The following is a 25,596-nucleotide window of genomic DNA, read 5'->3' on the forward strand; positions in this document are numbered from 1 at the left end:
TGGCATTCCGCCCGCTCGCCCCAGCGGACGGGCACGCCCGGCAACGCGACAGCGGCCGGCAACGCGACAGCGGCCGGCCCGGAGGCCGACCGCAGTCGGATGGGTCGCGCGGTGCCTCAGTGGAAGGCGGGCACGATCAGGTAGATGCCGTAGAGCACGGCCGCACCGCAGAGCACGAAGCAGACCACGGCGAGCGCCCGCAGCATCCGGACGGCCGACGCCGCAGCGTTCGGGTCCGGGAATCCTGCGGTGGCCGGGCCGATCGTGCCGTCGTCCTTCACGGTGTACTTGCCGGCCCGGGTGTCGGCGGCGCTCCAGAAGCGGAGGCCAACGGAGTACACCGAGACGACGAAGCACGCCGAGACGACGGCGACGAGTGCCACGAGGAGGAACGCCCCCCAGTCGATGCCCATCAGCAGGTCCTTCCGAGCCGGAACGCCCCGCGGCGTCCGTCAGTGGCGATGCCCATCAGCAGGTCCTTCCAAGCCGGAACGCCCCGCGGCGTCCGTCAGTGGCGATGCCCATCAGCGACGGCCTCCCTTGCGTCCGGCCATGCGGCGGAGCGTCCGCTCACGGCTCAGTTCGGCGCGGCGGGCGGCGACGGCCTCGGCACGCTTCTTGCGCTGCAGTCCGCGCTGCTCCTTGCGGGTCAGCACGGCGTTCGCGGCGACGTCGATCTCGATGGCCGAGGCGTGCTCGTGCGGCTTGCGGAGCGACCACAGGTACAGGCCGAGGATCACGATCGCACCGACGACCGCGTCGATCACCAGGCCGATCACGCCGAAGCGGGCGATGCCCGACGCGACTGCGCCGACCGCAGCCGCCGCCGGCAGGGTGATGAACCAGGCGATGACGATCTTGCCCGCGGTCGACCACTGGATCTTCGATCCGCGCCGACCGAGTCCGGCGCCGATGATCGACCCGGAGGACACCTGCGTGGTGGAGAGCGCGAAGCCGAGGTGGCTCGAGGCCAGGATGGTCGCCGCGGTCGAGGCTTCGGCCGCGAACCCCTGCGTGGCACGGATCTCGGTGATGCCGGAACCGAGGGTCCGGATGATCCGCCACCCGCCGGTGTAGGTACCGAGTGCGATCGCGAGCGCGCAGGCCACGACGACCCAGAACTGCACGCCCTGGTCCGCCGACTGCGCACCAGACGCGATGAGTGTGAGCGTGATGACGCCCATCGTCTTCTGCGCGTCGTTCGTGCCGTGTGCGAGCGACACCATCGACGAGGTGAATATCTGGCCGATCCGGAACCCGCCGCGCTCGTTCGGGAACACCGGACGCCGCGTGATCCGGTACGCGATCCGCGTGGCGAGCAGCGACACCAGCGACGCGATCACCGGCGACAGGAAGGCGGGGATGATCACCACCGTCAGCAGCGCCGCGTAGTTCACCGAGTCGAAGCCGGCCCCGACGATGGCGGCGCCGATGAGGCCGCCGAAGAGCGCGTGCGAGGACGACGACGGCAGGCCGCGCAGCCAGGTGATCATGTTCCAGACCACCGCGCCGATCAGTCCCGCGAAGATCATCTCCGGACTGATGGCGACGCCACCGGGTCCCTCGTTGATGAGCCCGTGCGAGATCGACGTCGCCACAGCAGTGCTGAGGAACGCCCCGACGAGGTTGAGCACCGCTGCGACGGAGACCGCCACCGTGGGCTTCATGGCGCCGGTCGCGATCGGGGTCGCCATTGCGTTGGCGGTGTCGTGAAAACCGTTTGTGAAGTCGAAGAAGAGGGCCAACGCAATGACCAGGACGACTATGAGCGTGATGTCCACCGCGGGCAAGTGTCCCAGGCGAGCGGGCATCGAGCAAGCCGAACGGACACCTGTCGTTCATCTGGCCTTCACGTTCGCTCAGGTCCGCGGCTCCGGGATGGGAAGATGGCCCCGTGGACATCGCCGAGTTGCTCATCCTGCTGGTCGGATCACTCGCCGTCACGGGGTTCGCTCGGGCCTGGGGACTCCCGGCACCGCTGCTCGTCACCGCCGTCGCCCTGGGCGTGTCGTTCATCCCCGGACTGCCGCACATCGAGATCGACTCAGAGGTGATCCTCACGGTCGTCCTGCCGCCACTGCTCTACTCGGCGGCGCTCGACGTGTCGTGGCAGAGCTTCCGCGGCTCGATCAAGCAGATCCGACGGCTCGGGATCTTCCTGGTCATCGTCACGGCGCTCGCGGTCGGGCTGGCCGCGTACCTGATCATCCCCGACATGACGTGGCCCGCCGCGATCCTCCTGGGCGCCATCGTCGCCCCGCCGGACGCGGTGTCCGCCGCGGCCATCGGACGGAAGCTCGGGCTCCCCCGACGCGTGATGACGGTGCTCTCCGGCGAGAGCCTGATCAACGACGCGGCGTCCCTGACGCTGGTCCGGGTGTTCACGCTGATCATCGCCGGGGCCTCGTTGACGATCTGGCAGGACCTCGCGATCTTCGGCCTCGCGATCGGCGTCGGACTCGTCGTCGGCGGGGTCCTCGGCGTCCTCGTGCACTGGATCCGGATGCGGATCAACGACCCGGTGGTCGAGACGATCATGAGCATCCTGCTGCCGTTCGTGGCGTACATCCTGGCCGAGGAGCTGTCCGGCTCCGGCGTGATCGCGGTCGTCACCGCCGGGCTCTACATCGGCTACAACTCGCCGAAGGAGGGGTACGCGACCCGACTGCAGGAACGCCCGCTTTGGACGAGCATCGACGTCATCCTCGAGGGTTTCGTCTTCGCACTGATCGGACTGCAGCTCAACACGGTCGTGCAGGACCTGGTGGAGAGTGAACGCAGCCTCGGCCAGACCCTGACCGCCGCTGCCGTCGTGCTCACGGTCGTGATCCTGGTCCGACCGCTGTTCATCTTCGAGTCGTACGCGCGGAACCGCCTCCACGGCCGCTTCATCCGTCCCCTGCGCGTCCGGTTGTCCCGAGGACACCGTTCCCTGCGCTGGATCCGCGGCACGGCGGAACCGAGACTGAACTGGCGCGAGCTGACGGTGATCTCCTGGACCGGCATGCGCGGGGTGGTGACCCTCGCCGCCGCCGTGTCCGTCGTCGCGAGCCCGACGCAGATCCCGGCGCAGGACACGATCTTCGTGATCGCGTTCATCGTCACCGTCGGCACCCTCCTGTTGCAGGGGCTGACGCTGCCGTTCGTGATCCGCGCCCTCAGGGTGCAGGACCCGGCCGAGGACGACAAGGACCGCCGCAGCGAGATGCTGCTCAACCAGCGGACGACCGTCGCCGCGATCGAGCTGCTCGACCGACGTCGGCCGGAGTGGGGCACCCGGTACGGTCCGGAAGCGACCGACAAGGTCCTCGCCCGTCTGAAGGCCCGTCTCGAACGCCAGGCGGAGACGTTCCGGCAGGACGCAGAAGAAGAGGAGTCCGAGGACCGCAGGACCTCGGTTCGGCTCCGCGGGACGCAGATCCAGGACATCCGCCGCGAGCTGCTCGACCGCCGACGCGAGATCGTCCTCGAGGAACGCGAGAAGGGCAACCTCGACGAGGAGGTCATGCGCCGCGTGCTCGTGACCCTCGACGCTGAAGAGCTCGCGATGGACTCGGCGCAGGCGTCCCGCAGCCGTTCCTGACCTGCCCGCACCCTGGCGCCCGGGCGTACCCTGGAACGCCAGACGACGAGACAGGAGCGCACCGCCGAGTGAGCACGCCGCGGAACGAAGCACGCAGGAACAACGACCTCCCGACGCGCAGCGCCGACGACACAGCGCGGGTCGCGCACGACCGGTCACGGCCGGTCCACCGCCCCGGCCGGGAGGCGCGCCCCACTCCGCCTCCGAAGCAACACATCGGCCGCTACCGCCGTTGGTACGCCACGTTGCACCCGTCGCTGCAGCTCATCGGGCTCCAGCTGTGGATGCCGCTGTTCTTCATCGTCGGGTTCTGCCTCTGCTACGTGTTCGCGTTCCACGCCCCGCATCCGCACGACGTCCCGATCGGCATCGTCGGCAGCGACCAGACGTTCATCGGGGCCGTGCAGAAGGCGCTCCCCGGCGAGTACCTCTTCTCGTCCTACGACTCGCTCGCCGGCGCGAAGCGCGACGTCGTCGCCGGGACGATCGCCGTCGCCTACGACCCGTCGGCCAACGAGCTGTTCAAGGCCAGCGCGCACCAGTTCCAGGTCGCGAGCCTGGTGCCCGCCACGCTGACCGCGGTGCTCACCGGCGCGGGACTGGCCGCCCCTCGAGTGACCGAGCTCGCTCCCCTGCCGGCCTACGACGAGTACGGCACGGTCGCGATGTACGTGATGCTCGCGTGGTGCATCGGCGGCTACATGGTCGCGATGTTCATCGGCATCATGGGCGGCCCGCTGCGTCACCGGACGCGCATGACGGTCATCGTCACCGGTGGGCTGGTCATCTCGCTCATCACGAACACCCTCGCCGGCCCCGTCGTCGGCGCGATCCACGGGCACTTCATCCCGCTCGTCCTCATCGCCTGGGGCTGGATCGTGGCGATCGGCCTGGCGGTGAACGGCCTGAGCTACTTCGTCGGCCGGTTCATCGCCGCGCCGGCCATGATCTGCTTCGTCTTCCTGTCGATGCCGTCCTCCGGTGGCGCCTACCCGAAGTGGTTCATGCCGGAGCCGTTCGCGTGGCTCAACAACGTCGTGGTCGGCTCGAGCATGGTCGACATGATCAAGCACCAGCTCTACGGCGTCGGCCCGGGCCCGGAGCGCGGCCTGGTCACGATGGGCTGCTACGCCGCCGCCGGGCTCGTCCTGATGTTCCTCGGCAAGAAGTGGTGGGAACGCCGCCGGATCCGCGCGATCGTCACCGGCCGGACCACGATGTTCCAGGACGCGAACACCGCGAACCGCGAGTTCCTGGGCCGTGAGCGTGACGCCGAGCTCGAGCGGAACGCCCTCATCTCGACCGAGACCGGCACGCTGCAGGTCCTGCGCGACGACGACTGGGAGGACGAACGCGCCGCCGGTGACGTCTTCACGGGCGGCCGCGACGGGCTCGAGAACCAGCCGCTGAACCCACGTCGATGAGCGCCCGAGCGAGGGCTATCCTGATCCGATCATGACCCGTACCGCCTGGCACCGCCTCCTCATGACGATCGTCGTCGTCTTCCTCGTCATCGCGGCGCTGTCCTACGTCACGAGCATCGTGCTCGCGCCGAGCGGTGGCCGTAGCGTCGCCGGGCTCTGGGACGGCTGGGCGATGTTCGCGCTCGTCGCCGCGATCGTGTTCGGCGTCGTCGACTTCTTCGTCCGGCCGCTCGGCGGACAGAGCGGGGACGCGGACGTGATGGCCGAGGCCGAAGCCGCGCGCACCGGCAACACCCCGACGCAGCGCGCACGCTGACGAGCGCCGGCGGTCAGAGCGTCAGGACGGCGGTACCGGGCAGCGCGATCAGGCCGGTTCGCCGATCCCCGTCCCGGTGAACCCGGCGACCGAGGCGTTGTCCTCCGCGAACACCACCCGCGCATCGACCCGCCCGCCAGCCAGGACCCCGGGCAGCCAGTAGCGCGCGTCGTCCCACATCGCGTCGTACGGCACGGCGCCCACCGGCACCCAGCTGGGCTCCAACTCGTCACCGCCCGACGGGTCGCCCTGCCAGCGGTGGCAGACGAAGACGTCCGAGACCTGGGACCAGGAGGGGCGGAACGGGAACCGGTAGTCCAACGTGCCACGGGCCTCCAGGTCGGCCGGGTCGATGCGGAGGCCCACCTCCTCCGCCACCTCGCGCACGGCGGTCTCGACCGCTGTCTCGACACCCTCGCGCTTGCCGCCCGGTCCGACCACGCGGCCGGTGCCGAGGCCCCGCCGCTTCTCGCCGAGCAGCACCTCCGGCCCGTCCGCGCCGTCCCGCAGGAGGTACACGACGACGACGGCCGGGTGCTGGGACTTGCTCTCGTCGCGCTCGGTCATGTGTCCAGTGTGGCCGATCGAATGACGTACGCTCGATGCATGGCAGGCGTGCTGTGGGGGCGTCATGGCTGAGTCTCGCAGGACGGGGCGCAGCCTCGAGGTGCTGCGCGCCGAAGCCGCCGAGGAGATCTCGGTCATCGTCGAACACCGGTGTCGGCAGGGTGACGATCCCTGGGACTTCATGCACACGCTGCCGAGCGTCGACGAGCAGGTCGTGCTGATCCTCCGCGCCGAGGCGATGGAACTCGACGTCCGCATCGGCCAGCGCAGCGCACAGTGGTCGTCGCACCCGGCATCCGGGCACGGCACCGAGCACGGCGAGGAGTACCACCGCCTCCGCCGCATCGCGCTCCAGCACCCGGAACTCACCGAGGCCGTGTGGAAGCTCATGGACGCACTGCCCGGTGGTCGCTGACGCCCGCCTGGGGTTGGATGGGGGCATGACCGACACCGTCCTCGCCGTCCTGAACCAGCCCTCCCGCGCCGCCGCGCCGCACGACCCGGAGGCGGAGGCCTTCACGTGGGTGAAGCCGCTCGAGGAGCACATCCAGGTGATGGACCTCGGCCTGACCCGGGGTGACGGTGTGTTCGAGACGATCACGGTCATCGACGGTCGTCCGCAGGCACTCGAGGCGCACCTCGCCCGCTTTGGTCGGTCCGCCGCCAAGCTCGACCTGCCGGAGCCGGACCTCGACGCCTGGCGACAGGCGATCGAGGCGGTCTGCGCACGCCTGGACCCGGTGCGCGAGGCGTACGCGAAGACCGTCCTGACGCGCGGGGTCGAGGGCTTCGGCCGTCCGACCGGCTGGGTCTACGCGGCCCCCTCCGCCGACCAGACCCGCGACCGCACCGAGGGCATCGGGGTCGTCACGCTGGACCGCGGCTACCGGCACGACATCGAGCGGACCTCGCCCTGGCTGCTGCAGGGCGCGAAGACGCTGTCGTACGCGATCAACATGGCCGCCCTCCGCGAGGCCGTCCGCCGCGGTGCCGACGACGCGCTCTTCGTCTCGACCGACGGCTACGTCCTCGAGGGCACCCGCGCGAACCTCATCATGGCGGTCGGTGGCCGCCTCGTCACCCCACGGACCGACATCGGGATCCTGGACGGCACCACGCAGGCCGACGTCTTCCGCTTCGCCGAGCAGGAGGGCATCGAGACCGCCTACGAACTCGTCACCCTCGACGACCTGCGGACTGCGGACGCGCTGTGGCTGGTGTCGAGCATCCGGCAGGCCGCTCCGATCCACACGGTCAACGGCGTTCCGCAGGAGATGGACCTCGGCATGACGGAGCGCATCAACGACTTCCTCCTGTCGCGTCAGGACTGAACCGGCCGGACCCGACGCCGGACGGGAGGCTCGGTGCGGCGCCGCACCGAGCCTCCCGTCCGTCAGCCGGTCACCGACACCGGGCTGGTCACCAGCGCGGTGTCGTCACGCCCTGCCCGTCGACGTAGCGGAAGACCTGCTCGCCTTCGATCCAGACGCGCTGGGCGCGGCTGGTGGCGTCGAGCGGGTCGCCGTCCCAGAGCACCAGGTCGGCGTCGAGCCCCTCGGCGATGCGCCCGACCCGGTCCCCGAAGCCGAGGATGTCGGCCGGGGCCGAGGTGATCGCTTCGAGCGCGGTCTGCCGCGGCAGGCCGTCACGCACCGCCATCGTCGCCTGGGTGACGAGCATGTTGATCGGGACGACGGGCGCGTCGGTGGTGATCGCGACGCGGACACCGGCTGCCGCGATCGTGGTGAGGTTCGGGATGCCGCGGTCGCGCAGCTCGACCTTGGAACGACTGGTGAACAGCGGCCCGTAGATCACCGGGATGCCCTTCTCGGCCAGCAGGTCGGCGATCTTGTGGGCCTCGGTTCCGTGGTTGACGACCAGGCGGTAGCCGAACTCCTCGGCGAGACGGACCGCGGTGGCGATGTCGTCGTGGCGATGGGTGTGCTGGTCCCAGGCGAGCTCGCCGTCGAGGACGCGGACCAGGGCCTCCTTGGTGAGGTCCCGGGTGAACGGCTCGTCCTTCCGTGCGGCGGCGTCACGGGCGGCCCGGTAGTCCTGCGCGGCGACGAACGCCTCGCGGATCACCTTCGCGACGCCGAGGCGGGTGGAGGGGGTCTGCCCCTTCTCGCCGTAGACCCGCTTCGGGTTCTCGCCGAGGGCGCTCTTGATGCTCACCGCGTCGGAGATGAGCTGCTCGTCGATGGTCCGGCCACCCCAGGTCTTGATCGCGACCGTCTGCCCACCGATGGGGTTGCCGGAGCCGGGCTTCACCACGATGCTCGTGATGCCGCCGGAGAGGGCGTCGCGGAACCCCTCGTCGTCGATGTCTACCGCGTCGATCGCGCGGACGGCGGCCATGTTCGGGCCGGTCATCTCGTTGGTGTCGTTGCCGGCCGAGCCGTTCGCCTCTTCGTGGATGCCGACGTGGCCGTGTGCCTCGACGAAGCCGGGCAGCAGCCAGGCGCCGACGGCGTCGATCACGGGCAGTCCGTCGGGAGGCGTCACGTCGGGTCCGACGGCCGTGATCCGGCCGTCCTGGACGACGACCGCTCCCCCGTCGAACTCCGCCCCGTCCACGGGGACGACGTGGGCACCGGTGATCACGAACGAGTTGTCAGTCATTCCACAACGGTACCGATCACATCGGCGGAGGCCTCGGTCTTCGTACACGACATACGGGTTCTTCGCGGTGGAGGACGGTCCGTCGGTACCTTCTGAGGACCCGACGAGCGGAGGCAGGATGCACCACCACGACACCCGGTCGCCCCGGCCTGACTGGCCGGCGCACGGCACGGCGACCCGACCGTGGCGCAGCAGTGGACGACCGCCGCGAGCCGACCGCATGGTCCGCTCGGTCCGGTGCTCGCTGCCGCCCCGCATCGCCCACCGCACCTGGACCGCACCCCCGACCACGGCGGACTTCGTGTCGCGGGTCACCGAGCGCCTGACGGAGCTCGACCGACGCCTCGGTGACAGCACCGCGACCTTCGACCTGCTGCTCGCCCGGACCGAGGCCGTCTCGTCCTCCCGGATCGAGGACGAGCACGCCACGCTGGACGACTACGCCCGAGCCCTCGTCGGCATCCGCGCGAACGGCAGCGCGACGGCGATGGTCGGCGCGACCTCGGCGCTCAGGGCGATGATCGACGACGCCGGCCGGGGCGGCATCACCGAGCGCTCGGTGCTCGACGCGCACGCCGTGCTCATGCGGGACGACCCCGTCGACGGCCCGGTCGCGGGGCGCTGGCGGCAGGTGCAGAACTGGATCGGTGGCGGAGCGTCCCCGCGGGACGCCGCGTACGTCCCGCCGCCGGCCGACGACGTCGCCGAGGCCATGGACGACCTGTTCGCCTTCCTGTCGCGGGACGACCTCGACCCGATCGTCCAGGCGGCGATCGCCCACGCCCAGTTCGAGTCCGTCCACCCGTTCACCGACGGCAACGGGCGGATCGGCCGCGCCCTCGTCAACGCCGTGCTCCGACGACGCGGTCTGACGTCCTCGCTCGTGGTCCCCGTGGCCGCGGCACTCGTCGCGGACCGGGCCGGGTACTTCGCCGAACTCGTCCGGTACCGGGACGGGCACGTCGACGGTGTCGTGACCCTGGTCGCCGCGGCGATCGGCACCGTGTGTGACGAGGTCGAGTACGCGGCACTCCGACTCGACGAGATCGAGCACGACCGTGCCGCGGTGCACAGCACGAGCTGCGGGCCGCGGGTGACGCACGACTCCGCGGTGCTCCGCGTCCTGCGCGCGGACCCGGTCCTGACCGAGGCGGCGATCAGTGCCGCGCTGCCGCCGGACCTGCCCTGGACGGACGCGGTGATCGACGACCTGGTCGACGCGGGCGTGCTGCGGCCGGTCACCGAGCGGCGACGGGACCGGGCATGGGTGGCGTCGGACGTGCTGGCGGAGCTCGACGCGCTCGCGGAACGCATCCGGGCGGCCGTGGTGCCGTCGACCTCGGCGGCCGTGCCGGCGGACTCGGCGGTGGATGCTGAGGCGGTGGGCGGAGCGGCGGGGCCGGGTCGGTCCTCCATGCCGAGCGAATAGGGTGGGCCAGGTGACCAGCGAGCACGACGTGACCATCCCGCCGACCGCCGCCAAGCGGCCCCGGACGCGGACCCACCACGGCATCGACTTCGTCGACGACTACGAGTGGCTGCGCGACAAGGAGTCCCCGGACACCATCGCGTACCTCGAAGCCGAGAACCGCTACACCGAAGGGCAGACCGAGCACCTCGGCGGGCTCCGTCAGCGGCTCTTCGACGAGGTCAAGACCCGCGTGCAGGAGACCGACCTCTCGGTCCCCGTCCGCATGGGCCAGTGGTGGTACTTCACCCGGACGAGCGAGGGCAGCCAGTACGGCGTGCAGTGCCGCGCTCCGATCAACGGACCCGACGACTGGACCCCGCCGTCGCTCGAGGCGGCAGCCGAGGGCTCGCCGGCGGGCGCCGGCACCCTGCCCGGGGAAGAGGTGGTCCTGGACGGCAACACCCTGGCCGAGGGGCACGACTTCTTCTCGCTCGGCACCTACGACATCAGCGACGACGGTCGTCGGCTGGTCTACGGCGTCGACGTCGAGGGCGACGAGCGCTACACCCTGGCGGTCCGTGACCTCGAGACGGGGCAGGACCTCGGCGACACGATCCCGAACACCGGAGCCGGCGCGACGTTCGACCCGTCGGGCCGCTACGTCTTCTACCCGACCGTGGACGACTCGTGGCGACCGGACCGCATCTGGCGCCACACCGTCGGTACCTCGGCGGACGCGGACGTGGTGGTGTTCGAGGAGCCGGACGACCGCTACTGGGTCGGCGTGGGCGTGACCCGCTCGTCGCAGTACATCGTCATCGAGCTCGGGTCGAAGATCACCTCCGAGGCGCTCGTCCTCGACGCGTCCGACCCGACCGGTGAGTTCCGTGTGGTGTGGCCCCGTCGCGAGGGCGTGGAGTACGAGATCGAGCACGCGATCGTCGGCGGCAGCGACCGACTGCTGGTCCTGCACAACGACGGCGCCGAGAACTTCGAGCTGGTGGACGTCCCCGCCGACGACCCGACCTCGGAGTCCGACCGCCGCGTCGTCGTCGCGCACCACGCCGAGCGACGCATCGAGTCGGTCGACGCCTTCGCCGGACACCTGGCGCTCGAGTACCGGTCCGAGGCGCTCCCCCGGATCGCGATCATCCCGATCGAGGGCGACGGCTACGGCGACGCGCACGAGGTCCCCTTCGACGAGGCGCTGTTCTCGGCTGGCCTCGGTGGCAACCCCGAGTGGGACCAGCCGACGCTCCGCCTCGGGTACACGTCCTTCGTCACCCCGTCCGAGGTCAGCGACCTGGACCTGGCGACCGGCGAGGTCACCGTGCTGAAGCGGCAGCCGGTGCTGGGCGGCTACGACCCGGCCGACTACGTGCAGGAGCGCGACTGGGCGACCGCGTCCGACGGCACGCGGGTCCCGATCTCGCTCGTGTGGCGCCGGGACGCCGTCGATGCGGAGACCCCGGCCCCGTTGCACCTGTACGGGTACGGCTCGTACGAGCACTCGATCGACCCGGGCTTCAGCGTGATGCGCCTGTCGATGCTCGACCGCGGGGTCGTCTTCGCCGTCGCCCACGTCCGCGGTGGCGGCGAGCTCGGCCGGCACTGGTACGAGGACGGCAAGACCCTGACGAAGAAGAACACGTTCACGGACTTCGTCGCCGTCGCCGATCACCTCATCGACAGCGGCCGGACCACGCCCGAGCGTCTGGTGGCCGAGGGCGGCAGCGCCGGCGGTCTGCTGATGGGCGCGGTCGCGAACCTGGCACCCGAACGCTTCGCGGGCATCCTCGCCGCGGTGCCGTTCGTCGACGCGCTGACCAGCATCCTCGACCCGGACCTGCCGCTGACCGTCATCGAGTGGGACGAGTGGGGCGACCCACTGCACGACCCCGAGGTCTACCGGTACATGAGCGAGTACTCGCCGTACGAGAACGTCCGCGACGACGTGCAGTACCCGCGCATCCTCGCCGTGACCTCGATCAACGACACCCGAGTGCTCTACGTCGAGCCGGCGAAGTGGACTGCGAAGCTGCGCGAGGTCGGCGCCCCGGTGCTCCTGAAGACCGAGATGTCCGCCGGACACGGTGGTGTCAGCGGTCGGTACGACTCGTGGAAGGAGCGTGCGTCCGAGCTGGCCTGGCTGCTCGACGTGCTCGGACTGGCTGACGTCTCCCCCGCAGCCGCGAGCGCGAACCCGATCGCCGCGGGCTGACCCGGAGCACGAACCCGGTCCGGACCGACGACGACGGCGCGCACCCGATCAGGGTGCGCGCCGTCGTGGTTCCCGGCCTTCGCCGTCACACGCGGTTGAGCGCGTGCACCGCCTCGTCGTAGGACTCCTCGGCCACGCGGACCCGGTCGCCCGCGAGGACCCCGTACCCGAAGGTGCCCTCGCCGGCGCGTTCCGCGATGCCCGCCTGCACGCGCAGCTGCTCCAGCGCGTGCAGCGACCGGACACGTTCGGTGAGCACGTCGGCCGCGGTGCCGATGCGCTTCCACAGCGCGTGCGGGAACGCGTCGTCGCCGAGGACGTCCATCGCCATCCGGGCGCGGAGCGTCGCGTGCCAGGCACGCTGGGTCGCCTCGCGGTCCCCGGCCTCGTCGGCGGGGTCGTCCCCGACGGCGACGCGGACGAGGTCGCGGACGCGCGGCTTCTCGATCGCCGAGACGTCCTGCGCGACCCGCTTCGGATCGCGGAGCGCCCACGCCGTCGGCCGGGGGCGTTCGACGGCGTCGTCGAGGGCGTCGAGCAGTTCGAGGAACGACTCCTCGTGCAGGGACAGGACGACCTCGCGGGTGGCGTCGTCGCGGCGCTGGCGAGTGGCGGCGAGGACGCGTTCGCGGGTGATCGAGTCGACGAGCGCCTCCTGCGCCGGGCTCGACGCATGCGACAGTCGGTCGACCAGGTACTCGGCGAGCGCGGCTCGTGCCGTGACGGCTGCGAGTGCGTCGGCCGCGGCGGCGGCCCGGTCGATCTCGTCCCCGTCGGCGAAGGCCGGCCGGTACGACCCGAGGACGGCGGCGATGCCGAGCGCGGTCTCCGCCGTCTCGGCCAGGTCGGTCGGTGCGCCGGACCGGAGTCCGGCCTCCAGGCGGAGCAGCGTGCCGCGCAGCTTCCGCAGGCGCTTGGTGAGTGCGCGGGCCGCGGTGCCCTTGTGCGGCTTCTCCTCGGTCTGGAGGCGCGGTGCCGGTGCCCCCGCCAGCCCGCGTGCCAGCTTGGACGCGACGGCGGCAGGGCCGGCGCCGACGGCGGCGAACCGGCCGTCCAGGGCGGCGAAGAGTTCGTGCGCGATCTGCGGGTCGACGCCCTCGACGGCTTCGACCTCGACCTCCCGCCAGGTGTTCGGGTCCGCCGGCGCGTCGTCGTCGAGGCGTTCTGCGACGACCTGGTCGTCGGCGAGTTCGGCGACCTGGTCGCCGTCCTCGTCCAGCAGGCGGGTGACGGTGCGGGTGGTGGTGATGCGGACGACGGGGTGGAGTCCGCGGCCGCGGCGTTCGGTGAAGAGTGCGGCGAGGACCTCGACGGGCACGGTGTCCGGGTCCTCGGTGAGCGGGAAGTGCTGCTCGTGGCGGACGGTGTCGGACTCGGAGCGCTTGATGTGCCAGCCGGCGTCGTGTCCGCCCGTGCGCCGTCGGACGGTGACGTGCGCGGCGACGAGGTCGTACCGCTGGGTGTCCCAGTAGGTGGCGTCGAGCTCGAAGGGCTCCTGGACGTCGGTCTGCATGATCCCGCCGGCGCCGACCAGGTCGGGCAGTGCGGCGCCGTCGGGCAGGTCGTAGGTGCGCTCGATCTCGAGGTGGGTGTCGCTCACACGGTCTTGTCTACCAGGGTGGCGGCGTGGTCCTCACCACGGGTGGGTCGGCGGCGGGCCGTCGTGCCTCGTCAGGGAGCCGCGGCCGGAGGCAGGGTCGGAGGCGGGGTCGGACGCGCCTCCCGGGAACCGGGGTTACCGTGAGCACATGAGCGAGACGATCACCCGTGACGCGTTCGTGCCCGAGGCCGGCGGCGTCACCATGTTCACGACTTCCTGGTGCGGCTACTGCGCCCGGCTGAAGAACCAGATGACCAAGGCGGGCGTGCCGTTCCGCGAGGTCGACATCGAGAACACGCCCGGCACGGCCGAGCTGGTCGCCGAGGTCAACGGCGGCAACCAGACCGTGCCGACGCTGGTCTTCCCCGACGGCAGCACGGCGACGAACCCGTCCCTGGCCGAGGTGCAGTCGCGCGTCTGACCCGCGGCGGCGCCCCTGCGCCCGGCGCAAGCCGGACCCGCACGACAGGAACCCGCTCGAACCACGGTCTCCCCTGGTTCGAGCGGGTTCCTGTTGTGCGCAGCCGAACGGCGCCAGCCAGCCGGCGCCCGCCAGCCGGCCGGCCGCGCCCTACCGCGAGAGCGCGTCGAGCAGCAGCGCCGCCATCGCGTCGAGCTGGATGTCACCGGAGTCGACGACCTCGTCGTCCGACCCGTCGAGCGCGCGGGCAGCGAGGCCGGCCTTCGAGTCGATGAGCTCGGCGATCTTGGTGTCGATCGTCTGCGCGGCGATGATGCGCCACGCGGTGACCGGCTCTTCCTGACCGATGCGGTGCACGCGGTCGATCGCCTGCGTCTGCTCGGCGCTCGTCCACGACAGTTCGGCGAGGACGACGTTGGAGGCGACCTGCAGGTTCAGGCCGACGCCGGCCGCGGTGAGCGAACAGACGATGACGGCGACGTCGGGGTCGTTCACGAACGAGTCGATCTCGGCCGTGCGCTGCGCGGGCGTCTGGTCGCCGCGGATCGTCGCGGTGCGCAGGTGCCGGCGGGCGAACACCTCTTCCGCCTGGTCCATCACGTCGAGGTGCTTCGCGAAGAACACGACCTTGCCGACGTTCGAGGCGAGCTGCGCCGCGTAGTCCGCCGCGAGCTGCGCCTTGGCACGACCGATGCGACGCACCATCGAGAACACGTTCTCCCCGGTGGACGAGGCGTCCTGGTCCTCGAGCTCCCAGCGGGCGACCTGGCGGACGAGCTTCTCGTCGATGCCGTCGACCGGTGCCTGGCCGGTGCGGGCAGCGAGCGCCTGGTGGTACCGCTTGACCAGCTTCGCGGTGAGCTCGCGCTCGGCGTCGCGGATCGAACGACCCTCGTCACCGTCGAGCTCGACGGGGATGTCGGCGATCCGGCGGGCCGGGATGTCCGCGGCGACGTCGACCTTGCGGCGACGGACGATGCCCAGGTCGATCACCGCCTTGCGCGCCTCGGTGAAGAAGCCCTGGTCGGCGGGGGTCAGCCCGATCTCCTCGAGCTCGTTCATGAGCTGCGCGCGGGGCTTCTTGTCGTCGATCCAGCCGAGGAACTCCCAGATCGTGCGGAAGTCCTCGACCGAGTTGATGAGCGGCGTCCCGGTCAGGGCCATCAGCAGCGGGTTCGCGGTGCGCTCGCGGATCTTCTCGGCGAGCTGCAGCACGAACTTCGAGCGCTGCGAGTCCTTGTTCTTGATGAAGTGGGCCTCGTCGACGACCATGCCCTTGAACCCGAAGGTCCCGAGCCAACCGACGTGCCGGTCGAGGATCTCGTAGTTGACGATGATGATGTCGGCGAACCCGTCGAGGTCCTGGCCGTCCCCGTGGATGACCGTGGCACGGTGGTTCGGCACCCAGCGCTCGGCCTCGCGAGCCCAGTTCGTCTTGACGACGTTCGGGACGACGACGAGCAGCGGGAACGCCTTCGCGGCGTCGGCAGCGAGCAGCGACTCCGCGGTCTTGCCGAGGCCCGGCTCGTCGGCGAGCAGGAAGGTGCGGTGCCCCTGCGCCGCCGAGGTGACGAGTTCCGCCTGGTGCTTCATCAGCGAGGCACCGGCCGGGGTGTGCAGCGTCGCCGGCTCGGGCAGCGGCATCGAGGCCACTCCGCCGCCGGCGCCGTACTCGAAGGACTTGAACAGCGGACCGAAGAGCTCCCAGTTCGCGAGACGACGCGGGTGCGCCACGGGCTGGTCGGCGAGCGCGAAGTCGGGCGGCAGGAACGGGTTCGCGAGCTGCCGCTGCACGACGGACTGCGGCACCACGGACCGCTCGGGCGTCTCGACCGCAGCGGTCGGTTCGGCTGCGATGACCAGGTCCTCGGGCTGCAGCTCGATGCCGGCGGCGATCATCATGTCGCGCTTCACCGTGCGCGTGGCCTCGGAGACGGAGGCCTCCTCGGTGAGGAGCTGGATGACACTGGTGTCCCGCGCAGCGGTCTTCGCGAGGATCGTGGCGACTCCGTCGAGGCGCTTCAACTGCTCGGCACGCTGCGAGTCGGTGAGGGTCGCGTCCGCCTTGACGCGGGCACGCTCCTCGCGCATGAGCAGGGCGACAGCCTGGAACTTCGTGCGGTTCGTCGCCTTGAGGGGGCCCCGCTGCGCGGCAGCTTCGACCTCGCGCACGGCGCGGGCGAGGACGGGGATGAGGCCGTCGTTGTCGAGCGGTCGGGTCCGGCGCGCAGCCGTCCGCGTGCCACCGGCAGCGCGACGGGTACCTGATCGAGCCAAAGCTCCTCCTGTTCCGCCCTCGTCGGGGCGAGCCACCCGGTACGGGCGGAAGTCGTGTGGTGCGGCTGCCGTGTGTCGTGGCCGTCGCACCGGTGTCCACCACGGGCCGCCGTGGCCCGCAGCACGCCGGCACGTTCCGGCAGGACGCATCGGGGGCCCAGGTGCGGGCCGGTGGTCGATGTGACGGTCTGCTCGGGAGTCCGGCGGCGTCTCACGCACGCCACCCATCCCGGAGGAGGTCCTCCGGAGAACGTCCTGGAGGTCTGACCTACCAGGCGACGCGGCTGCGGCCCGCACCGGCCAGCGACCGGTCGTCGCGGCAGGGATCGACGCGACATGCGAGCACGCCGTGCGTGCGCCGTCAGTTTACTCCCCAGGCACCGACGGAGGCGACTCTCCACACCCCGCGCGTGGCGAGCCTCCCGGCCGGGACGCCGCGTCACGGGCAGGGCGCACGGGACGGGCGTCAGAGGTGCGGTGCGGAGCGTGGCCGGCCGGCACCGGACGGGAGGCTCGGGGCCGGTTCCGCCAGGGCGGCACGCGTCGCCGCGAGCAGCTGCTCCGCCGTCGCGATCCCGTTCACCGACCCGGTGGTCGCCTGCCCGCCCGCATGCGCGAGGAGTTGTGCACCGATCGCCGGCCCGAGGCGCTCGGCCTCCTGCGGGTTCCGGGCCGCCCAGTCCCGGGCGACGGCGTCCGCGAGGCGCTCGGCGGCGGCACCGCGGTCCACGTCACCACGGGAGCGGTGCCACAGCCCGGTGACGACGAGGTGCGCGACGACCGCGCCGACGTCCCGCACCGGGTACCCCCAACCGGCGGTGTCGATGTCGAGCAGGCCGGAGATGCGCCACGGCTCGTCCTCGTCGACGAAGACCTGCTCGAGGTGCAGGTCACCGTGCACCACCTGCTTCTGCGCGGCGTTCCAGCCGATCGACCGGCGCCCGATCGCGTCGTACAGGCGGTCGATCTCCTCGGCGTCCGCGGGCAGCGCGGTCGTCAGGGTACGGCGGTGCCAGTCCGCGTGGTCCATCGCGTCCGCACGCGCCTGCTGCGTCATCGGGACCGCGGCGATGCGGCCGGTCAGCGCCGCGAGGGACGCCACGAAGCGCGGGTCGTCCGCGATCTCGGTGATCCGGCTGCCGGCCGGGACGCCCCGGACCAGCTCGAGGACGAGCAGCCCGTCACCGCGGCTCGCCAGCACGCGCGGCACCGGGAGCCCGGCCGCCGCGAACTGCTCGTGGGTGCGGACGATCGGTGCGACCCGGTGCGGCCGGACGATCTTGATGAAGAGAGTGCGCTCGGGCGCGTCGACGCGGACCACGGCGCGCTTGCCGGGCCGGTAGGCGGCCACCGTCAGGGTCGGGTCCGTCACCGGCATGCCGAGCGTGGTCAGGAGTTCGGCGACGGCGTCCCGGTAGGTCACCTGCGGCAGCACCGGGAGGCCCGGGTCGTTCGGGTAGGCCCACACCGACACCGGCTCCCCCGTCGCGGGGTCGGTGACGATGGCGCTGTTCTGGTCGTGGGCGCCGCCGGTGTCGACGTACGTCAGGACGGTGGCACGCTGGCCGTTCCGGTCGAGGGTGTCGACCTCGTACCCGTAGAGGTAGCCGTTGCCCGAGGGCTCGACCGAGTGCGCACGCGCGGCCACGACGGACGTCCCGGACCCGGCGAAGGCCTCGGGGATGACACGCTCATGGTTGGGCCACACGGCCACAGTCAACCGTGTGTGCGGGGATTCGGCGCGTTGCCGAGCGGCTCGGCGTGCGGCTCCTGGCTAGCGTGGAGGGGTGAACCCGGTCAGGCGCCTCCGCAGCTCGAGCCGCACCCCGTTCCTCCAGGTCGTGAAGACCGCGGTGGCGGTGGTCGCGGCGGTGCTGCTGTGCGAGCTCCTGATCCGTGGACCGTTCCCGACCTTCGCCGCGATCGCCGCCCTGCTCGTCGTGCAGCCGAGCATCAACCAGTCGTTCGTGAAGGGCCTGGAGCGCAGCGCCGGGGTCCTGCTCGGCGTGGTCCTGGCGACCGGGGTGCACCTGCTCCTCGGCGACGCGGTGTGGATCGTGCTGCTCGTGGTCGTCCTGGCGATCCTGCTCGCCTGGGCACTGCGCCTGACCCCGACCTCGGCGACGCAGGTCGGCATCAGCGGGATGCTCGTGCTGACCGCCGGGGTCGTCACGCCGAACTACTCGGCCGACCGGATCCTCGAGACCGTGATCGGCGCGGTCGTCGCGCTCGTGGTGAACGCCGTCATCGTGCCGCCGGTCCTCCTCGAACCCGCGCACCTGGCCGTCGCACGGCTCGCCCGGGACACCGCCGCCGCGTTCGAACGCATCGCCGTCGGTCTGACCGAGGGGTGGGACCACGAGCAGTGGGACGCGGCCCTGCTGCAGGCCCGGGCGCTCCGGCAGCAGCACGGCCGGACGGAGGCCGCGCTGACCTCGGCTCGCGACTCACTCGCCATGAACCCCCGCGGTGGTCGGCACCACACCGTCCTCGAGCGGGACGTCGCCGTCGCCGAACACCTGCGCGTCCTCGTCACCCGGGTCACGGGCATGACACGTGCCGTCCGGGACAACACCGCCCCGGACCTCCGTGCCGACCCGATGGTGGGGCGGATCGCCACCGAGGTCGCCCGCATCGGCTCCGACGTCCGCCGCCTCGGCGCGCAGGTCGAGTCGGCACGACTCACGCCGGGCGAGCTCACCGAGGGACCGGAGGAGACCGCGGTCGAGCACGCGCTGACCGCGCCGCTCGCGGTCGTCCGGCCGAACTCCCGGCACTGGGTGCTCATCGGAGCACTGCTGGAGGACGTCCGTCGCGTCCGTGAGGAACTGCTCGGCGAGGACGACTGAGCGGCCTGCTCCGACGTCGGGTCAGCGGACGGGTTCGTCCGTGCCGCACGCCGCCTGGTGCGCCGCCTCGAGGAGGTCCGCCCACACCCCCGCCGCGGGCCACGACGGGTCGGACGTGACCACCTCGACGTCGGCGAACCGACGGATCTCGGCGACCACGGCCTCCTGGCCGGCTGCGCGCGCGGCACGGCCGGCACCGTCCAGCACGGCGGCGAGCAGGTCGGCGACGACGCGGTCGCGATGTGGTCCGTCGAGCGGACCGAGACCGACGACGCCCTCCCGGGCGGAGTCGAGTTCGGCGCGCAGGCGGACGATCTCCGGATGGTCCGGGTCGTGCATGGTGCCCCCCAGTACAGGACGGTCTGTCGGGTACAGCGTCCGGGCCGGAGCATAGCAAGGCGATGGTCCCGGCCAGTACCCGTCGGTCTCGAGCTGTCCACCGGACGCAACGGACGCCGTCGGTGCTGTGACGGTGTTCAGGCCTGCCGCCCGCCGATCCGCCCGCCGGACCCCGTTCGGTGCCACGATGGTCGCGGGAGGTCCAGATGCGCTTGTTGGTGGTCGAGGACGATGACGAGATGCGCGCGCTCATGGAGCGCGGGCTCGCTGCCGAGGGGTACCGCGTCACCGCGGTCGAGAACGGCGTGGAGGCACTGATCGCCCTCGGTGAGCAGGCCTACGACATCGCCGTGGTCGACGTGATGATGCCGGGCATGTCCGGGTTCGAGCTCGCTCGACGCGTCCGCGAACGGGAGGACCCGGTCCGGATCCTCCTGGTCACCGCACGCGACGCCGTCGACGACCGGGTGTTCGGACTCGACGCCGGCGCCGACGACTACCTCACCAAGCCGTTCGCGTTCGCCGAACTCACCGCCAGGCTCCGTGCGCTCGGCCGCCGTGAACCGGTCGGTGCTCCCCGCACCATCGAGGTCGGCGACGTCTCGATCGACTCCGAAGCACGCCGCGTGTCCATCAAGGGCCAGCGCGTCGCCATGAGCCCCACCGAGTTCGCGCTGCTGCGGCTGCTCGCCCGCTCGGTCGGCACGGTCGTGGACCGCCCGAAGATCCTCGAAGAGGTCTGGGACGGCTCGCAGCACGTCGACCCGAACGTCGTCGAGCAGTACATCTCGTACCTGCGGAAGAAGCTCGTCGCGCAGGAGGCGACCGTCGCCATCAGCACGGTCCGTGGCCGCGGCTACCGACTCGACCTCATCGGCGCGTGACGACCGCGTGACGCGGTCGGACGGGGCAGCACCCGCGCGGCGGACCCGGTGGACGCTGCGATCGCTCTCGCTGCGTTCCCGCATCACCATCGGCTCGACGGTGATCGCGGCCGTCGTCATCGCGCTGCTCGTGCTCGTGATGCGCCTGCAGGTCGTCAGCGTCGTCGCACGGGCCACCGAGACCCTGCTCGACGCCGACACTGACCCGTACGTCGCCACGCTCGAGGTCGACAGCAACCCGAACCTCTCCCCGCCCGGCAACGCCCAGTTCGTCGCGGTGGTCTCCCCCACGGGCGACATCACCCTGTCGTCGATGCCCGGACGCCTCGAACAGGCGCTCGGCAGTCTCCGCTCCACCCCGGCCGGCACCTCGGTGATCGACGTCGGCGACTCCGAGTACCGCGTCGTCGTCGAACACCCGGTGAACCAGGCCGGACGCTGGACCGTGGTCGCCGCCCGCAACTCGCAGGCCGAGGCGATCGTCGTCGACGACCTGACCACGACGCTGTCCTTCACCGGACTGGCGATCCTGGTGGCCTTCGGCGTCGCCTCGTGGGTGCTCGCGACCACGGCGCTGCGTCCCGTCAACCGGATGCGTCGTGAGGCCGAACGGCTCTCCGTCGCCCCGGAGCGCGCCGAGCTGCCGGTCGGCCCCGCGCAGGACGAGCTGGCGTCCCTCGCCACGACCCTGAACGCCTTCCTCGCGCGGACCCGCCAGGCCACCGAGCGGGAACGCCAGATGGTTTCGGACGCCAGCCACGAGCTGCGCACCCCACTCGCGATCCTCACCACCCAGCTCGACCTGGCGTCCCTGGACGGGGACGACGCCCAGGCCCTCGCCGCCCACATCGAACGCGCGAAGAACAGCGTCGCCCGGCTCTCGAGGCTCGCCAACGACCTGCTCACCCTGTCCCGCATCGAGGAGTCGGAACGCCGATCGGCGGACGGCGCCCCGCAGACGGCCACCGCATGGTCAGACCTGGGCGACGAGGTCATGGCCGCCGTCGACCGCGTCCGGCTCATCGCGAGCGCCAAGGACGTCACGGTCGACTTCGAACTCGACCCGCCCGTCGCAGTCGGTGGCTCGGGCCCCGGCATCGGCGGCGGCACGGTGGAACCGCGGTACCGGCTCGACACCGGCGGGATGGCGCAACTCGTCACGAACACCGCGGGCAACGCGGTCGCCGCACTCCCCCGCGGCGGCAGCGTCGTCGTCACCTGGCGGACCACCCCCGGCGAGGGTGTGTTGCAGATCACCGACGACGGCCCCGGCGTCCCCGAGTCGTTCGTACCGGTCGCGTTCGACCGTTTCACCCGGCCCGACGAGGCCCGCACGTCACGACGCGACCCGGACGCAGTGCCCGGCATCCCGATGCCGGGCGGCTCCGGACTCGGACTCGCGATCGTCCGCGCGGTCGCCGAACGGGCTGGAGGCTCGGCCACCCTCCGCAACGTCCCGACCGGCGGGCTCGAGGTCACCATCCGCGTCCCTGAGGTGCGGGTCACGCCGAACCCTCCGCGCTGACGAATCCGGGGAGTGCCGCGCTCACGGGGCCTCCCGCGCTCACGGGGAGCTCCGCGTTCACGGGAAGTGCCGCGCTCACTGGAAGTCCCGGGACCGGGTCCGGACCGCGAGGGGCAGGTGCTCGATCCGGTCCGCGACCAGGTTCACGACGCCGTCCGGCGAGCGTTCCAGGATCCCCCGCACGATGACCGCCGGCGACTCCCGGGCCACCCGCCGGTACCGCCCCCACACGCCGACGCTGCAGATGACGTTCACCAGCCCGGACTCGTCCTCGACGTTGAGGAACGTGATACCCGACGCCGTCGCCGGACGCTGCCGGTGCGTGACGATGCCGCCGACCTCGACGCGCCGACCGGTCTCCGCCGTCCGGGTGTCCTCGACGCTGAGCACCCCACGGTCGGACAGCTCCGGACGGAGGTGGCCCATCGGGTGGTCGTCGGTCGACATGCCCGTCGACCACATGTCCGCGATGAGGACGTCCCCGCTCGTCATCTGCCCGAACAGCGGCGGCTGCACGACGACCTGGGTGTCCGGCAACTGGTCGGCCCGCTCCGCCGCCGCCTGCGCTGCGGACCACATGCCGGCCCGGCGGTCGATGCCCAGGGACTCGAACGCGTCGGCGGCGGCGAGGGCCTCGAGCTGTGCCGTGGTGAGGCCGACCCGCCTGGCCAGGTCGGACATGTCGGTGAAGGGCCCGTTCGCCCGCCGTTCGGTGACGATGCGCTCGGCGCTGCGTCGGCCGAGCGAGGCGACCTCGGCCAACCCGAGTCGCACGGCGAACGCGCCGTCCCGTCGGTGGGCGGCGGTGTCGTCCTCGGCGTCCCGGTCGAAGGGCAGCACGGGCGGTTGCTCCGTCGCCAGGCACGCGTCCCCCAGGCCGCCGGCGGCGTGAGCGGCGGAACCCGCGAGACCCGTGTGACCGGCGGAACGGTCGGGGCGATCGGGGTGGTCGGGGTGGTCGATCGGCTCGAGGGTCGCGTCGACCTCGGACCGCAGGATGTCCGGCCGGAGCACACGGACCCCGTGCCGCCGGGCGTCGGCGACGAGGGTCTGCGGTGAGTAGAAGCCCATCGGCTGCGCCCGGAGCAGCGCCGCCAGGAACGCTCCCGGGTAGTGCAGGCGCATCCACGCGCTGGCGTAGACGATGAGCGCGAAGCTGATCGAGTGGCTCTCCGCGAAGCCGAAGTTCGCGAACGCCTGGATCTTGGCGTAGATGGCGTCGGCGTCCTCGCCGAGGATGCCGTTCTCCGCCATCCCCCGGTAGAGCTTGTCCCGGAGCCGGTCGATCTTCTCGAGGCCACGCTTGGACCCCATCGCGCGGCGGAGCAGGTCGGCGTCGTCCCCGGAGCAGTTGCCGACCGCGATCGCCATCTGCATGAGCTGTTCCTGGAACAGCGGCACGCCGAGCGTCCGTTCCAGCACGGGTTCGAGGGCCGGGTGCATGTAGGTGACCGGTTCCTCGCCGGTGCGGCGTCGGATGTACGGGTGGACCGCGCCGCCCTGGATCGGCCCGGGGCGGACGAGGGCGACCTCGATGACCAGGTCGTAGAACCGTCGGGGCAGCAGCCGGGGCAGCGTGCCCATCTGCGCACGGGACTCCACCTGGAAGACCCCGATCGTGTCCGCGCGGCAGAGCTGGTCGTAGACGCCCTGTTCCTCCTTCGGGATGGCGTGCATGTCCCACCGCTCCCCACAGTGGTCCGCGGCCAGGTCGAACGAGTACTGCAGCGCGGCGAGCATGCCGAGCCCGAGCATGTCGAACTTCACGAGCCCCATGTAGGCACAGTCGTCCTTGTCCCACTGCAGGACGGTCCGGCCGTCCATCCGGGCGTGCTCGATCGGCACGACCTCGCCCACCGGCCGGTCGGTCAGGACCATCCCGCCCGAGTGGATGCCGAGGTGTCGCGGGAACCCGAGGACCTGCTGCGCCAGGTCGACCACGGGTTCCGGGATGTCGTGGTCCTGGCTCTCGGTGACCGAGCCCCACCGCTCGACCTGCTTCGACCAGGCGTCCTGCTGGCCGGGGCTGTGGCCGAGCGCCTTCGCCATGTCCCGCACGGCGCCCTTGGGCCGGTAGGTGATGACGTTCGCGACCTGTGCGGCGTTGAACCGGCCGTACTTGTCGTAGACGTACTGGATCACCTCTTCCCGCCGGTCGGAGTCGAAGTCCACGTCGATGTCGGGTTCCTCGTCGCGCATCGACGACAGGAACCGTTCGAACGGCAAGCCGTACCGGATCGAGTCGACCGCGGTGATCTCGAGCAGGAAGCAGACCGCCGAGTTCGCCGCGGACCCGCGTCCCTGGCAGAGGATCCCCCGGCTCCGGGCGAACTGCACCATGTCCCGGACGATGAGGAAGTAACCGGGGAACCCCTTGTCCTCGATGACGGACAGTTCGCGTTCGATGCGCTCCCGCTTGTGGGCGTCCACCCCGTCGGCGTCCCCGGGGTAGAACCGGCGCGCACCGCGCCATGTGAGGTCTCGCAACCAGCTCATCGGGGTGTGACCGTCCGGCACGTCCAGGTCGGGCAAGCCGGGCTTCGCCATCCGTAGCGCGAACCCGAGCTCGTCGGCGAGCTCCACGCTCCGCTCCACCGCTCCGGGCCACCGCGCGAACCGCCGCGCCATCTCGGCACCGGAACGGAGGTGTGCGGTGTCGGCCGCCGGCAACCACCCGTCGATCTCGTCGAGACTGCGGCGGGCCCGGACCGCGGCGAGGGCGGTCGCGACCGGGAACCGGTCCGGGGTCGCGTAGTGCACGTTCCCGGTCGCCACGACGGGCAGCGCGTGCCGGTCGGCGAGGACGGCGAGGACGTCGTTCCGGGCGCTGTCGAGCGGGTCACCGTGGTCGGAGAGCTCCACCACCACGTTGCCGGTGCCGAACCGGTCCAGCAGTGCGCGGAGGGCCTGCTCGGCAGCGCTCTCACCGCCGCGTTCGAGGGCCTGACGGACGCTGCCCTTCCGACAGCCGGTGAGCACCCGCCACCGGCCGGCCGAGCGTTCCGCGAGGTCGTCGAGGTCGTACCGCGGCCGACCCTTCTCGGAGCCCGCGGCGAGGTGCGCGGCCGTCACCGCGCCGGCCATCCGGTGATACCCGTCCTGCCCGTCGGCCAGGAGCAGCAGGTGCGAGCCCTCGGGGTCGGGGACGCCGTTCTGTGGTTCGGTGAGGCCGAGGGACAGCTCGGCACCGTAGACCGTGATGATGCTCGGGTACGTCTCGGCAACCTCGGCCATCCGGGCGGCCCCGTAGAAGCCGTCGTGGTCCGTGATCGCCAGTCCACGGAGGCCCAGTCGTGCAGCCTCTTCCAACAGGTGCTCGGGCGGGCTCGCGCCGTCCAGGAAGCTGAAGGTCGAGTGCGCGTGGAGTTCGGCGTACGGGACAGCCGGGGGCGCGTCGGGCGCGGCGAGGTCCGCCGGTCGGTAGGGCGCACGCTTCCGCGACCAGGCCGGGCTGTCACCACCGTCGCCCTCGGGGGTCGTGCCCGGGCTCCGCTTGTCGGAGAGGGCGCGCTCGAACTGCGACCACGGGATCGGCGGGTTGTTGTACCCCATCAGGA

The 25,596-nt window shown here is 71.5% G+C and carries 20 protein-coding genes; 11 read left to right on the forward strand and 9 right to left on the reverse strand.

Going from position 1 to position 25,596, the window contains the following annotated elements; genetic code table 11:
• Nucleotides 1-116: 116 nt before the first annotated feature.
• Nucleotides 117-413, reverse strand: coding sequence for a hypothetical protein (locus DEI89_RS10210; RefSeq protein ID WP_110903951.1), 297 nt, complete (start codon nucleotides 411-413; stop codon nucleotides 117-119).
• A 111-nt stretch (nucleotides 414-524) separates the two neighbouring features.
• The gene (locus DEI89_RS10215; RefSeq protein ID WP_110903952.1) at nucleotides 525-1,781 is read right to left on the reverse strand and encodes an inorganic phosphate transporter; all 1,257 of its coding nucleotides are present in this window, start codon (nucleotides 1,779-1,781) and stop codon (nucleotides 525-527) included.
• Nucleotides 1,782-1,894: 113 nt separating this feature from the next.
• Here DEI89_RS10215 and DEI89_RS10220 point away from each other — a divergent pair, with 113 nt between their 5' ends.
• The 3 genes from DEI89_RS10220 to DEI89_RS10230 all read left to right on the forward strand — a co-directional run bounded on the left by DEI89_RS10220 (nucleotide 1,895) and on the right by DEI89_RS10230 (nucleotide 5,323).
• Entirely contained in the window at nucleotides 1,895-3,583 is a 1,689-nt protein-coding gene (locus DEI89_RS10220) for a sodium:proton antiporter (RefSeq protein ID WP_110903953.1), read from the forward strand.
• A 245-nt stretch (nucleotides 3,584-3,828) separates the two neighbouring features.
• Nucleotides 3,829-5,007, forward strand: a complete 1,179-nt coding sequence (locus DEI89_RS10225; RefSeq protein WP_146236745.1) for an ABC transporter permease — start codon at nucleotides 3,829-3,831, stop codon at nucleotides 5,005-5,007.
• 31 nt (nucleotides 5,008-5,038) lie between these two features.
• Nucleotides 5,039-5,323 carry a hypothetical protein gene (locus DEI89_RS10230; protein ID WP_110903955.1) on the forward strand — a complete coding sequence of 95 codons (285 nt, stop codon included), beginning with the start codon at nucleotides 5,039-5,041 and terminating at the stop codon, nucleotides 5,321-5,323.
• A gap of 48 nt (nucleotides 5,324-5,371) precedes the next feature.
• Here the strand turns inward: DEI89_RS10230 and DEI89_RS10235 are convergent, their stop codons facing one another.
• Entirely contained in the window at nucleotides 5,372-5,890 is a 519-nt protein-coding gene (locus DEI89_RS10235) for an 8-oxo-dGTP diphosphatase (protein ID WP_181421589.1), read from the reverse strand.
• A 64-nt stretch (nucleotides 5,891-5,954) separates the two neighbouring features.
• Between DEI89_RS10235 and DEI89_RS10240 the strand changes: the two genes are divergently transcribed.
• Together DEI89_RS10240 and DEI89_RS10245 are read left to right on the forward strand one after the other, a co-directional pair.
• Nucleotides 5,955-6,305, forward strand: a complete 351-nt coding sequence (locus DEI89_RS10240) for a tryptophan synthase subunit alpha (protein ID WP_110904027.1) — start codon at nucleotides 5,955-5,957, stop codon at nucleotides 6,303-6,305.
• A gap of 25 nt (nucleotides 6,306-6,330) precedes the next feature.
• Nucleotides 6,331-7,221, forward strand: coding sequence for an aminodeoxychorismate lyase (locus tag DEI89_RS10245; RefSeq protein WP_110903957.1), 891 nt, complete (start codon nucleotides 6,331-6,333; stop codon nucleotides 7,219-7,221).
• A gap of 88 nt (nucleotides 7,222-7,309) precedes the next feature.
• Here DEI89_RS10245 and DEI89_RS10250 read toward each other — a convergent pair whose 3' ends face one another.
• Nucleotides 7,310-8,512 (reverse strand): amidohydrolase, encoded by a 1,203-nt coding sequence (locus DEI89_RS10250; RefSeq protein WP_110904028.1) that lies wholly within the window; start codon nucleotides 8,510-8,512, stop codon nucleotides 7,310-7,312.
• Between the two features lie 220 nt (nucleotides 8,513-8,732).
• Between DEI89_RS10250 and DEI89_RS17360 the strand changes: the two genes are divergently transcribed.
• The gene (locus DEI89_RS17360) at nucleotides 8,733-9,941 is read left to right on the forward strand and encodes a Fic family protein (protein WP_181421590.1); all 1,209 of its coding nucleotides are present in this window, start codon (nucleotides 8,733-8,735) and stop codon (nucleotides 9,939-9,941) included.
• 10 nt (nucleotides 9,942-9,951) lie between these two features.
• Nucleotides 9,952-12,144, forward strand: coding sequence for a S9 family peptidase (locus DEI89_RS10260; RefSeq protein ID WP_258368840.1), 2,193 nt, complete (start codon nucleotides 9,952-9,954; stop codon nucleotides 12,142-12,144).
• Between the two features lie 85 nt (nucleotides 12,145-12,229).
• Here DEI89_RS10260 and DEI89_RS10265 read toward each other — a convergent pair whose 3' ends face one another.
• Complete coding sequence (locus DEI89_RS10265; protein WP_110903959.1) at nucleotides 12,230-13,744, reverse strand: CYTH domain-containing protein; 1,515 nt, start codon at nucleotides 13,742-13,744, stop codon at nucleotides 12,230-12,232.
• 148 nt (nucleotides 13,745-13,892) lie between these two features.
• Here DEI89_RS10265 and DEI89_RS10270 point away from each other — a divergent pair, with 148 nt between their 5' ends.
• Nucleotides 13,893-14,165 carry a mycoredoxin gene (locus DEI89_RS10270; RefSeq protein WP_110903960.1) on the forward strand — a complete coding sequence of 91 codons (273 nt, stop codon included), beginning with the start codon at nucleotides 13,893-13,895 and terminating at the stop codon, nucleotides 14,163-14,165.
• A gap of 150 nt (nucleotides 14,166-14,315) precedes the next feature.
• Here DEI89_RS10270 and DEI89_RS10275 read toward each other — a convergent pair whose 3' ends face one another.
• The gene (locus DEI89_RS10275) at nucleotides 14,316-16,442 is read right to left on the reverse strand and encodes a DEAD/DEAH box helicase (RefSeq protein ID WP_110903961.1); all 2,127 of its coding nucleotides are present in this window, start codon (nucleotides 16,440-16,442) and stop codon (nucleotides 14,316-14,318) included.
• Nucleotides 16,443-16,908: 466 nt separating this feature from the next.
• Nucleotides 16,909-18,150 carry an aminoglycoside phosphotransferase family protein gene (locus DEI89_RS10280; protein WP_146236748.1) on the reverse strand — a complete coding sequence of 414 codons (1,242 nt, stop codon included), beginning with the start codon at nucleotides 18,148-18,150 and terminating at the stop codon, nucleotides 16,909-16,911.
• A gap of 79 nt (nucleotides 18,151-18,229) precedes the next feature.
• On the opposite strand from DEI89_RS10280, the gene DEI89_RS10285 reads away from it, so the two are divergent.
• Nucleotides 18,230-19,291: an aromatic acid exporter family protein gene (locus tag DEI89_RS10285; RefSeq protein WP_110903963.1), complete on the forward strand. Its 1,062-nt coding sequence runs from the start codon at nucleotides 18,230-18,232 to the stop codon at nucleotides 19,289-19,291.
• Nucleotides 19,292-19,312: 21 nt separating this feature from the next.
• On the opposite strand, the gene DEI89_RS10290 is transcribed toward DEI89_RS10285, so the two are convergent.
• Nucleotides 19,313-19,630: a hypothetical protein gene (locus DEI89_RS10290; protein WP_110903964.1), complete on the reverse strand. Its 318-nt coding sequence runs from the start codon at nucleotides 19,628-19,630 to the stop codon at nucleotides 19,313-19,315.
• Between the two features lie 206 nt (nucleotides 19,631-19,836).
• On the opposite strand from DEI89_RS10290, the gene DEI89_RS10295 reads away from it, so the two are divergent.
• Nucleotides 19,837-20,514: a response regulator transcription factor gene (locus DEI89_RS10295; protein WP_110903965.1), complete on the forward strand. Its 678-nt coding sequence runs from the start codon at nucleotides 19,837-19,839 to the stop codon at nucleotides 20,512-20,514.
• Nucleotides 20,515-20,521: 7 nt separating this feature from the next.
• The gene (locus tag DEI89_RS10300; protein WP_110904029.1) at nucleotides 20,522-22,039 is read left to right on the forward strand and encodes a cell wall metabolism sensor histidine kinase WalK; all 1,518 of its coding nucleotides are present in this window, start codon (nucleotides 20,522-20,524) and stop codon (nucleotides 22,037-22,039) included.
• A 75-nt stretch (nucleotides 22,040-22,114) separates the two neighbouring features.
• On the opposite strand, the gene DEI89_RS10305 is transcribed toward DEI89_RS10300, so the two are convergent.
• Nucleotides 22,115-25,591, reverse strand: coding sequence for an error-prone DNA polymerase (locus tag DEI89_RS10305; RefSeq protein WP_110903966.1), 3,477 nt, complete (start codon nucleotides 25,589-25,591; stop codon nucleotides 22,115-22,117).
• Between the last annotated feature and the right edge of the window lie 5 nt (nucleotides 25,592-25,596).

Source organism: Curtobacterium sp. MCBD17_030 (assembly GCF_003224255.1).
In the GTDB taxonomy this organism is placed as follows: Bacteria; Actinomycetota; Actinomycetes; order Actinomycetales; family Microbacteriaceae; genus Curtobacterium.

Coding starts and splice junctions, on each gene's coding strand:
- DEI89_RS10235 (WP_181421589.1), bottom strand. CDS start 5,890: ATGACCGAGCGCGACGAGAGCAAGTCCCAGCACCCGGCCGTCGTCGTC.
- DEI89_RS10290 (WP_110903964.1), bottom strand. CDS start 19,630: ATGCACGACCCGGACCATCCGGAGATCGTCCGCCTGCGCGCCGAACTC.
- DEI89_RS17360 (WP_181421590.1), top strand. CDS start 8,733: ATGGTCCGCTCGGTCCGGTGCTCGCTGCCGCCCCGCATCGCCCACCGC.
- DEI89_RS10270 (WP_110903960.1), top strand. CDS start 13,893: ATGAGCGAGACGATCACCCGTGACGCGTTCGTGCCCGAGGCCGGCGGC.
- DEI89_RS10295 (WP_110903965.1), top strand. CDS start 19,837: ATGCGCTTGTTGGTGGTCGAGGACGATGACGAGATGCGCGCGCTCATG.
- DEI89_RS10230 (WP_110903955.1), top strand. CDS start 5,039: ATGACCCGTACCGCCTGGCACCGCCTCCTCATGACGATCGTCGTCGTC.
- DEI89_RS10240 (WP_110904027.1), top strand. CDS start 5,955: ATGGCTGAGTCTCGCAGGACGGGGCGCAGCCTCGAGGTGCTGCGCGCC.
- DEI89_RS10245 (WP_110903957.1), top strand. CDS start 6,331: ATGACCGACACCGTCCTCGCCGTCCTGAACCAGCCCTCCCGCGCCGCC.
- DEI89_RS10305 (WP_110903966.1), bottom strand. CDS start 25,591: ATGGGGTACAACAACCCGCCGATCCCGTGGTCGCAGTTCGAGCGCGCC.
- DEI89_RS10250 (WP_110904028.1), bottom strand. CDS start 8,512: ATGACTGACAACTCGTTCGTGATCACCGGTGCCCACGTCGTCCCCGTG.
- DEI89_RS10210 (WP_110903951.1), bottom strand. CDS start 413: ATGGGCATCGACTGGGGGGCGTTCCTCCTCGTGGCACTCGTCGCCGTC.